We start from the raw sequence: 8,318 nt of genomic DNA, 5'->3' as shown, positions 1-8,318 counted from the left end.
ATAGGCCGTTGGGAGAAGAAGGATGCCGGACCAGCCGACAAAAACGAAGCGGTCGCGCTTGAGCCAGTCATCGAGGACGTCAAACCATCCCCGCTGTGGCGCGCGTCCTACAGCGATCGTCATGAGAGTGCTTCATGATCCGTTACACGAATGAGCCTAGGGGTTGATCACAGAAATGGGGCGGCTCCCCACACCCATTTCGACGGGATGAGTAGAAATGCGCATTTTTGAACCGACGGGATTCCGATCCCTCCGCGAAGATGACTCATCAATTCTTTCCAACGCTGTGTACGTCATCGAACTGGCCCTGCGCATGAGTCCTGTCCCGGTGTCTGTTCAGCGCAAGGAGCAGGCAGATGCCGATGCGCTGTATCAGCAGATCCGTCAGGCCCTTGAGAACGGTCAACCGCGGCTGCTGGAGCTCACCTGCGAGAAAGTAGAAGGCAAGAAAGTGACGCTGTTGGTCAGTGAGGTTCTGGCGGTTCAGCTTTATGAAAAAGCTTCGGCGTCGGGTGGCAGCAAGCGTCCCGGCTTTTCCTTTGATTCCTGACACCTCTTCCGCCGAACTGAGCGTTGAGGACGTCAGCCACAGCTGGCCGAACGGCCAACAGACCCTCAATCGCTGCAACCTGGTCATCCCGGGCCCAGGCCTTTGGATGTTGGTGGGTAGCAATGGAAGCGGCAAGAGCACCCTGTTCCGCCTGATTTCCGGACTTCTAGAACCTCAAAGCGGGCGCATCGCCTGCCGCACCAAAACGGCCCTGGTGTTTCAAAACCCAGACCATCAGCTTTTGCTTCCCAGTTGCGGCAGCGATCTGATGCTGGGCATGGACCCTGAAGGGCCTCAGCAGCATCGCCAGAGCACCGTGCGCGACTTACTGTGCCAATTCGGCCTCGCCCAACTGGAGAACCGACCGATTCACAGCCTCAGCGGCGGCCAGAAACAACGCCTGGCCATTGCAGGAGCCCTCGCGAGTGACGCCGGGCTGTTGCTGCTCGATGAACCGACCGCCCTGCTGGATCCCACCAGCCAAACCACGGTGCTGATCACCGTGCAACGGCTTTGCAAAGACCCCGTCAACCCGATCACGGCGCTGTGGATCACCCACAGGCTCGGGGAATTGGCGTTCGCCGACGGCGCTGCCCGCATGCAAGACGGTCGGATTGGAGCATGGACCCGTGGTTCAGAGCTGCAAAGGCGCTTGCAGGGCGGCACATTCGAGGGGTAAGGTCTCTGGGTCTCATTCCTCGGTAGCTCAGCGGTAGAGCGGTCGACTGTTAATCGATTGGTCGCAGGTTCGAATCCCGCCCGGGGAGCTTTTATGCCACAGCTCATGCTGTGGCTTTTTTATTGACGAAAAGAGAAAATTCGTGACGGGGGATTGCCCGAAGCGGAAGACTTCCTAAACAGGCACCGGCGAAAGATAACTGGAAAAAAGCTTCAGATCGCTTATCCTGCAAGCGATCTGAGACAACCAAGCCCACAATGGGCTCTTCACTGGAAATCTGCAAACACTTGAAAAGCTTGAGAGAATCCGTTCAGCGTTAATCCCTACAGACAAGCGCTCTTTATCTCTCCAGCCGAATTGCCGCCGAACCGATGAAGCCCTGCATCCTGCTAATCGAAGATGACCAGGACATGCGCGACCTGGTCAGCGGCCATTTGGAGCACAGTGGTTTCGATGTGCAGCGGGCCGACGATGGCATCAAAGGTCAGGCCCTTGCGCTCCAATACACCCCGGATCTGATCCTGCTCGATCTGATGCTGCCCAAAGTGGACGGCCTCACCCTGTGTCAGCGCCTGCGACGGGACGACCGCACAGCAGGGATTCCGATCCTGATGCTCACGGCTCTCGGCGGCACCAAAGACAAGGTAAGCGGTTTCAATTCAGGAGCCGACGACTACCTGACCAAACCCTTCGACCTGGAGGAGCTTCAGGTGAGGATCAAAGCACTGCTACGTCGTAGTGACAGAGCGCCCGTTGGATCCACTAACCACAACGAAATCCTCAGCTACGGGCCGCTCACCCTTGTGCCCGAGCGCTTTGAAGCTATTTGGTTCGATCAACCCGTGCGGCTCACGCACCTGGAGTTCGAACTGCTCCATTGCTTGCTGCAGCGTCACGGTCAGACCGTGGCTCCCTCACTGATCCTCAAAGAGGTGTGGGGCTACGAGCCCGACGACGACATCGAGACCATTCGCGTGCACGTAAGACACCTGCGCACCAAGCTGGAACCCGATCCGCGCAAGCCACGGTTCATCAAAACGGTGTATGGAGCGGGCTATTGCCTCGAGCTGCCCACCAGTGCGCAAATGGATGGTCTTGAGGACGTAGTGGCCATGGCCCGCGAGGAACGCAAGCAACAAAATGACCGGGCATCAGCCTGATCACCATTTCAGTTGGCCTTTGAGAAGGATGGCGTGAAGTCCAGCAGCGCCACCTCCCATGCCAATCGAGGCTGAACGAACGAAATCAGCTGGCCGCGAAGAGTATCCAAGCGCTTAAGCATGGCGGCGGAACTACCGGAGCGCCAGAGTCGGTGCTGCCACCAGTTGATTAACCACAGCTGCTGCTCACCGTCAAGGGCTTCGCAGAGATCGCGTGCCAACGCCAGCGCCTCCATCGGAGTGGCGGGAAGAGAATCAAAGCGCTGAACCAACCCTTCAGGCAGATCAGCCAGACTGCGGCGATGGTCGATCAGAGCGCCTGGAGACCCGGCGGCCAGGGCCAGAAGTTCGGGAGCATCCTGAGCTGTGGAACCGGTGCGCTCGAGCACCTGAGCCATGGTCTCGGGGTTGAGCCGGAGGAAACGGATCAACTGACAGCGAGAGCGAATCGTGCTGAGGAGCCGCTCGGGGGCTGACGTCAACAAAATCAGCACCCCATGGCCGGGCTCCTCAAGCGTTTTCAGTAGGGCATTGGCCGCCGCTTCCGGCATCGCCTCGGCGGCCTCAATCACGACCATGCCGCGCTTCGCCTCCACCGGCTGCCGGGCCAGACAGCGTCCAATGTCGCGGACCTGCTCCAACCGCAACTGGGGTGGGGTGCGGCGGCTGAGACCCGCTTCCTCGGCTTCGGCGCGGGTCAGCAAACGGCCCTGATGCTGATAGGTGGGTTCGACCCAAAGCAGGTCGGGGTGATTGCGCTCCAGCAGGCGTCGGCGATTCCGAGCCGAGGGCTGACCATCAGCCAGCAGTCCCTCCAGAAAGCGCACCGCCGCCAACTGTCGTCCCACCCCTTCAGGGCCGGCAAAGAGGTAGGCCGGGGCCACGCGTTCCTGGGCCAGGGCTGCCGCGAGCAGATCAACGGCGAGGGGCTGGCCGATCAGATCCTCAAACAGCGCGCTCAAGCCAGATGCTCCTGAAGCTGACGTTCCAGAGCAGCACGAACAGCACTGGCTGACTGATCTGCAGCGACGGCGCACCAAGAACGTTGCTGAGCCAACTGGGCAAAACCCTGCGCAACCCGCTCCAAGAATGCGGCTCCCTCAGCTTCGATTCGGTCTTCCTTATCGCCGAGACGGCGCTGCAGGCTCTCTTGAACAGAAAGGCGCAGCCAGAGGGTGAGATCCGGCTGCAGCCCCGAGGTGGCGATCTGTTCGAGCCGCTGAATCAAGTCCCGATCCAACCCACGGCCATAGCCTTGATACGCGAGGGTCGATCCCGCGAAACGATCGCTGATCACCCAATCACCACGTTCCAGAGCAGGACGGATCAACGTTTCAACATGCTGCGCCCGATCGGCGGCATACAGCAGCAGTTCAGCGGTGGGAGCTGGTGCCTCCTGGTCTCCTGTGTGAAGCAGGAGTTCACGGATCGAGCGCCCCAGGGGAGTGCCTCCCGGCTCACGGGTGCAGACCAGGGCAGCGCCGTTCGGCATCAGACCGCTGTTGGGCAACCACTCGACCAGATGTTGGATCTGCGTGGTCTTGCCACAGCCGTCGATGCCCTCCAGAACAATGAAGCGACCTTTCATGGCAAGCGAAGAGCCAGGGCATTGAGCACCACAGTGATCGAACTCATGGCCATCAGCAGCGCCGCCAGCGGGGGGGACAGCAGCAGCCCATGACTAGGAAGCAGGGCACCTGCGGCCACCGGGAGAACGATGAGGTTGTAACCGAAAGCCCAGAACAGGTTCTGCCGCACCTTCACCAGGGTGCGGCGCGCAAGGCTGAGGGCTTCAGGCAGATTGTCGAGCCGATCGCCGAGCAACACCAGACCAGCGGAGTCCTGAGCGATCTGGGTTCCGGTGCCAATGGCAATCCCAAGATCAGCCGCGGCCAGGGCCGGCGCATCGTTGATACCGTCGCCCACCATCGCCACCCGCTCCTCCTGCCGCAGCTGCTCGAGGCGCTGCAGCTTCTGCTCCGGCAGCATCTGCCAGCCCAGATTCTGTGCAGCAAAGCCCAACTGCTGACCAAGACGCTGCACGGCAGCCTGCCGATCACCGCTGAACACCGAAAGCGCCAGACCGTGAGAGCGCAGGCGTTGCAGCGCTGGAGCAACGTCCGGGCGCATCTGATCCTCGATCTGAACCAGCCCCACCAGGACATCTCCCACAGCCACCGCCACCACCGAGCCTTCAGCGGCGGCCAGCCAGTCCTGGGCTGCGGGGGCAATGGCAACACCCTGCTCCACCAACCAGTCGGGCTTGCCCACACGCACCCGAGCCGATGCACCGTCCACATGGCCCTCGAGACCCTGACCAGACAGGGTGCGAACGTCCTCGCACTCCAACAGAGCGAGCTCCTGGCCCTGGGCCTCCTGCAGCAGGGCATAGGCCAACGGATGCCGGCTGCTTTGCTCGAGGCTGGCCGCCAGCTGCAACAAGTGACCCGGGTCATCCCCGTACACATCAGTCACAAGTGGGCGACCCAAGGTGAGGGTGCCGGTCTTGTCGAAGACCACATGCTCCAAACCGGCGGCGGTTTCGATCACATCACCACCGCGAAACAGCCAGCCGCGTCGTGCTGCGAGGCCAGTGGCCACCGTGATCACGGTGGGGGTCGCCAGACCGAGGGCACAGGGGCAGGCGACCACCAGCACCGCGATCGACAGTTGCAGAGCCAGACCCATCGGGGTGCTGGCTCCACTGCCCAAGCCACCGTGATTCATGCCATGGCCATGGTCCATCCCATGGGACATCTCATGGGGCATGGGCATCCCAGGCGCTGAAGCCTGCAGGACCTCAGGCCAGTGAGCAGCACCGAACAACCACCAAAACAAAAATGTGGCGAGGGCCAAACCGATAACGCCATAGCAAAAGCGGCCTGCCACACGATCGGCCAGGCCTTGGATGGGGGCCCGACGGGCCTGGGCCTGCTCCACCAGACGAATGATCCGGGCCAGGGCGGTTTCAGCACCAACTCGGGTGACCTTCAGCACCAGGGTTGACTCCAAATTGAGGCTGCCGGAGGACAACTCCGTGCCGGGCTCCGCCTGCAGCGGCAAAGGTTCACCGGTGAGGCTGGACACATCAACGGCCGAGGCCCCGTCAAGCACCACCCCATCCACCGGAATGCGGTCACCGGCCAGCAACTGCACAGTTTCGCCGGGCCTGAGAGCGCCAACACGCACCTCACGAATCGCCCCGTCGGTCAACAGCAGACGCGCAGTTTCCGGCTGGAGCTCGGCCAATTGCTGTAGGGCCTGACCAGTCCGAAAACGAGCCCGTTCCTCCAGGAAACGTCCGAGCAGGACGAACCCCAGCAACATCACCGGTTCATTGAAAAAGCAGGGCCAACCCACCTGGGGCCAAACCAAGGCCACCAAGCTGGCCACATAGGCACTGCTCACCCCCAGTCCCACAAGGGAATCCATGCTGGGAGCCCCTGCTCGAGCCGCCGCAACACCACCCATCAGAATCGGACGGCCCGGTCCCAGCAGAGCCACCGTGGCCAGCGTGGCGTGAAAAGGCAGTGTGCCAATCAGGGGGAGCGAAAGATGACCTGCCTCGCTGAGATGCCCCAGCACCGACAGCAACAGCAGCACCAAGGCCACCATCAGCTGTCGCCATTGCTGCCACAAACCCGGCAGCGCTTGCCCAGCAGCAGCACCGATGGGGTCATCCAAGGCGCGCTCCTTGGCTGGAAAGCCCCTGTCCGCAAGGGCTTTCAAGACACGACCTACATCACTCTCACCGGCGGTGAGATCGAGCCAGGCCGAGCGGCTGACCAGATTCACATCGGCGCGCTGGACACCGGGCTGATCCAACAGGGTGGTTTCCACGGCGCGGACGCAACCGCCGCATTTCATCCCTTCCACATCCAGGACGACGGTCTGAACCGCAGGGCTCACAGGTGTTTACGCAACAGGGATCTTTACGGACAGGCTAGGTCGGGCTCCGGTCCCGTCAGGATGGGGGTCCGTCCGCCGGAGCGCCGTGCCCCGCAGCAACCGCAACGACAACTTCATTGACAAGAGCTTCACGGTGATGGCGGACCTGATCGTCAAGCTATTGCCGATCAATGCCCGATCCAAGGAGGCCTACGTCTACTACCGCGATGGCCTCTCCGCCCAGAACGATGGTGACTACGCCGAAGCGCTGGAGAACTACGAGGAGGCCCTGAAGCTTGAGGAGAACTCCACCGACCGGAGCGAAACCCTCAAGAACATGGCCATCATTTACATGTCCAACGGCGAAGAGGATCGGGCGATCGAGACCTACCGCAAGGCTCTCGAGGCAAACCCGAACCAGCCCTCATGCCTGAAGAACATGGGACTGATTTACGAGAAGCGAGGCCGCATCGCCGAGGAAGGCGGTGAACAGGACACAGCAGATCGCTGGTTTGACAAGGCCGCTGACGTCTGGACCCAGGCCGTACGCCTCAATCCCGGCGGTTATCTCGATATCGAGAACTGGCTGAAGTCCACGGGCCGCAGCAACGTCGACGTTTACTTCTGAATCAGTCCTGGTCGGGCTGCACGGCCTCACCGAGCGCCACCACCAAGGCCTCGGTGACGCTGTCGGCCTCCAGAAGAGCCAGATCCAAACCCGAGGCCAGATCGCCCAGGCCACTGCCCCGGGGAACGACAGCACGCTGGAACCCCAGCCGGGCCGCTTCCTGAAGCCGAAGCTCCAGCTGACCCACAGGGCGCAACTGCCCTCCCAAACCGAGCTCGCCGATCAACACCGTGCCCGCAGGCAGGGTGAGATCTCTGAAGCTGGCCACCACCGCTGCAGCAACTCCCAGATCAGCCGCCGGTTCCTCCACATCAAGGCCACCGGCAACGGCGAGATAGCAATCAAAGCGGGAGAGCGGCAGTCCCATGTGCTTCTCCAGCACCGCGAGAATCTGGTGCAGACGGTTGGTGCCGATCCCTGTGGCCGTGCGTCGCGGACTGGCGTAGCTGGTGACGTTCACCAAGGCCTGCAGATCCACCACTAACGAACGCGTGCCTTCACAGGCCACGATCGTGGCGACACCGGAGGCGCGAGCATCGCTGAGGAACAGCTCACTGGGGTTGCCCACCTCGGCCAGACCACCGCTTTGCATCTCAAACAAACCCAACTCATGGGTGGCACCGAAGCGGTTCTTGATGGCCCGCAACAGGCGATGACTGGCGAAGCGGTCCCCCTCAAAGGTGAGCACCGCATCCACGAGGTGTTCCAATACCTTCGGACCGGCCAACATGCCTTCCTTGGTGACGTGGCCCACCAACAACAAAGAAATGTTCTGGCGTTTGGCCAGCCGTTGCAGGGCGGCCGCACATTCACGCACCTGACCGACCGACCCCGGCGCAGTGGTGAGGTTGGCGTCATGCAACGCCTGAATGCTGTCGATGATCGCCACAGCGGGGCGCAGTGCCTCCAGCTCCTCCAGCACCAGCTCCAGATCGGTTTCGGCCAGCAACTGCAGCTCAGACGCCCCCCCGGCAAGCCGCTGCCAGCGCAGCTTCACCTGCTGAGCTGATTCCTCAGCACTCACGTAGAGCACTGATGCACCAGCTGCCATCGCTGAAGCGCTCTGCAGCAGCAATGTGCTCTTGCCAATTCCCGGATCGCCTCCCACGAGCACCAGCGAACCGGGAACCAGACCACCACCCAGGACCCGGTCAAATTCCGCCGACCCGGTCGCCAGACGCTGTAGCGGCTGATCCTCCAGCGAGGCAATGGCCATGGACCGTCGCGGGGCAGCGGCCAGCTCCGGATCCGGGGCACTGCGGCGGCGGCGTCCATCGTCGGCAGGCTGGGATTGCTCGACCAATGAATTCCAGCTGCCGCACTCCGGGCAACGACCAAAAAACTGTCGGGCACGGGCTCCACAGACCTGACAGATGAAAACAGCGGTGGATTTGGGCACTGCGAACTGTGAAG

Annotated in this window: 8 protein-coding genes, 1 tRNA gene and 1 pseudogene; 5 read left to right on the top strand and 5 right to left on the bottom strand. The window is 61.9% G+C overall.

Going from position 1 to position 8,318, the window contains the following annotated elements; genetic code table 11:
* Positions 1-123: pseudogene (locus tag FZZ85_RS10285) on the bottom strand (photosystem II D2 protein (photosystem q(a) protein)); the annotation flags it as partial.
* A 163-nt stretch (positions 124-286) separates the two neighbouring features.
* Between FZZ85_RS10285 and FZZ85_RS10280 the strand changes: the two are divergent.
* From FZZ85_RS10280 to FZZ85_RS10265, 4 genes are all read left to right on the top strand, one after another.
* On the top strand, positions 287-550 hold the full coding sequence (locus tag FZZ85_RS10280; protein WP_226414860.1) for a hypothetical protein: 264 nt from the start codon (positions 287-289) through the stop codon (positions 548-550).
* Positions 492-1,229, top strand: a complete 738-nt coding sequence (locus tag FZZ85_RS10275; protein WP_370631184.1) for an ABC transporter ATP-binding protein — start codon at positions 492-494, stop codon at positions 1,227-1,229. The genes FZZ85_RS10280 and FZZ85_RS10275 overlap by 59 nt, the downstream gene beginning before the upstream one ends.
* A 16-nt stretch (positions 1,230-1,245) precedes the next feature.
* A tRNA-Asn gene (locus FZZ85_RS10270) sits at positions 1,246-1,317 on the top strand.
* A gap of 283 nt (positions 1,318-1,600) precedes the next feature.
* Positions 1,601-2,389: a response regulator transcription factor gene (locus FZZ85_RS10265; protein WP_226414850.1), complete on the top strand. Its 789-nt coding sequence runs from the start codon at positions 1,601-1,603 to the stop codon at positions 2,387-2,389.
* 8 nt (positions 2,390-2,397) lie between these two features.
* On the opposite strand, the gene FZZ85_RS10260 is transcribed toward FZZ85_RS10265, so the two are convergent.
* The 3 genes from FZZ85_RS10260 to FZZ85_RS10250 are packed head-to-tail and all read right to left on the bottom strand — an operon-like array spanning position 2,398 to position 6,298.
* Entirely contained in the window at positions 2,398-3,351 is a 954-nt protein-coding gene (locus FZZ85_RS10260) for a DNA polymerase III subunit delta' (protein WP_226414848.1), read from the bottom strand.
* Positions 3,348-3,977, bottom strand: a complete 630-nt coding sequence (gene tmk, locus FZZ85_RS10255) for a dTMP kinase (RefSeq protein ID WP_226414846.1) — start codon at positions 3,975-3,977, stop codon at positions 3,348-3,350. Before tmk ends, FZZ85_RS10260 begins: the two co-directional genes overlap by 4 nt.
* Positions 3,974-6,298, bottom strand: a complete 2,325-nt coding sequence (locus tag FZZ85_RS10250; RefSeq protein WP_226414844.1) for a cation-translocating P-type ATPase — start codon at positions 6,296-6,298, stop codon at positions 3,974-3,976. Before FZZ85_RS10250 ends, tmk begins: the two co-directional genes overlap by 4 nt.
* Positions 6,299-6,383: 85 nt before the next feature.
* On the opposite strand from FZZ85_RS10250, the gene FZZ85_RS10245 reads away from it, so the two are divergent.
* A complete protein-coding gene (locus tag FZZ85_RS10245; protein ID WP_226414842.1) occupies positions 6,384-6,905 on the top strand; it encodes a photosystem I assembly protein Ycf3 in 522 nt (173 codons plus the stop codon).
* Between the two features lies 1 nt (position 6,906).
* Here FZZ85_RS10245 and radA read toward each other — a convergent pair whose 3' ends face one another.
* Complete coding sequence (gene radA / locus FZZ85_RS10240) at positions 6,907-8,304, bottom strand: DNA repair protein RadA (RefSeq protein WP_226414839.1); 1,398 nt, start codon at positions 8,302-8,304, stop codon at positions 6,907-6,909.
* Positions 8,305-8,318: the final 14 nt, after the last annotated feature.

Source organism: Synechococcus sp. MU1642, assembly GCF_020514115.1.
Taxonomy (GTDB): domain Bacteria; phylum Cyanobacteriota; class Cyanobacteriia; order PCC-6307; family Cyanobiaceae; genus Parasynechococcus.
This window is presented reverse-complemented; position numbering and strand designations above follow the sequence as displayed.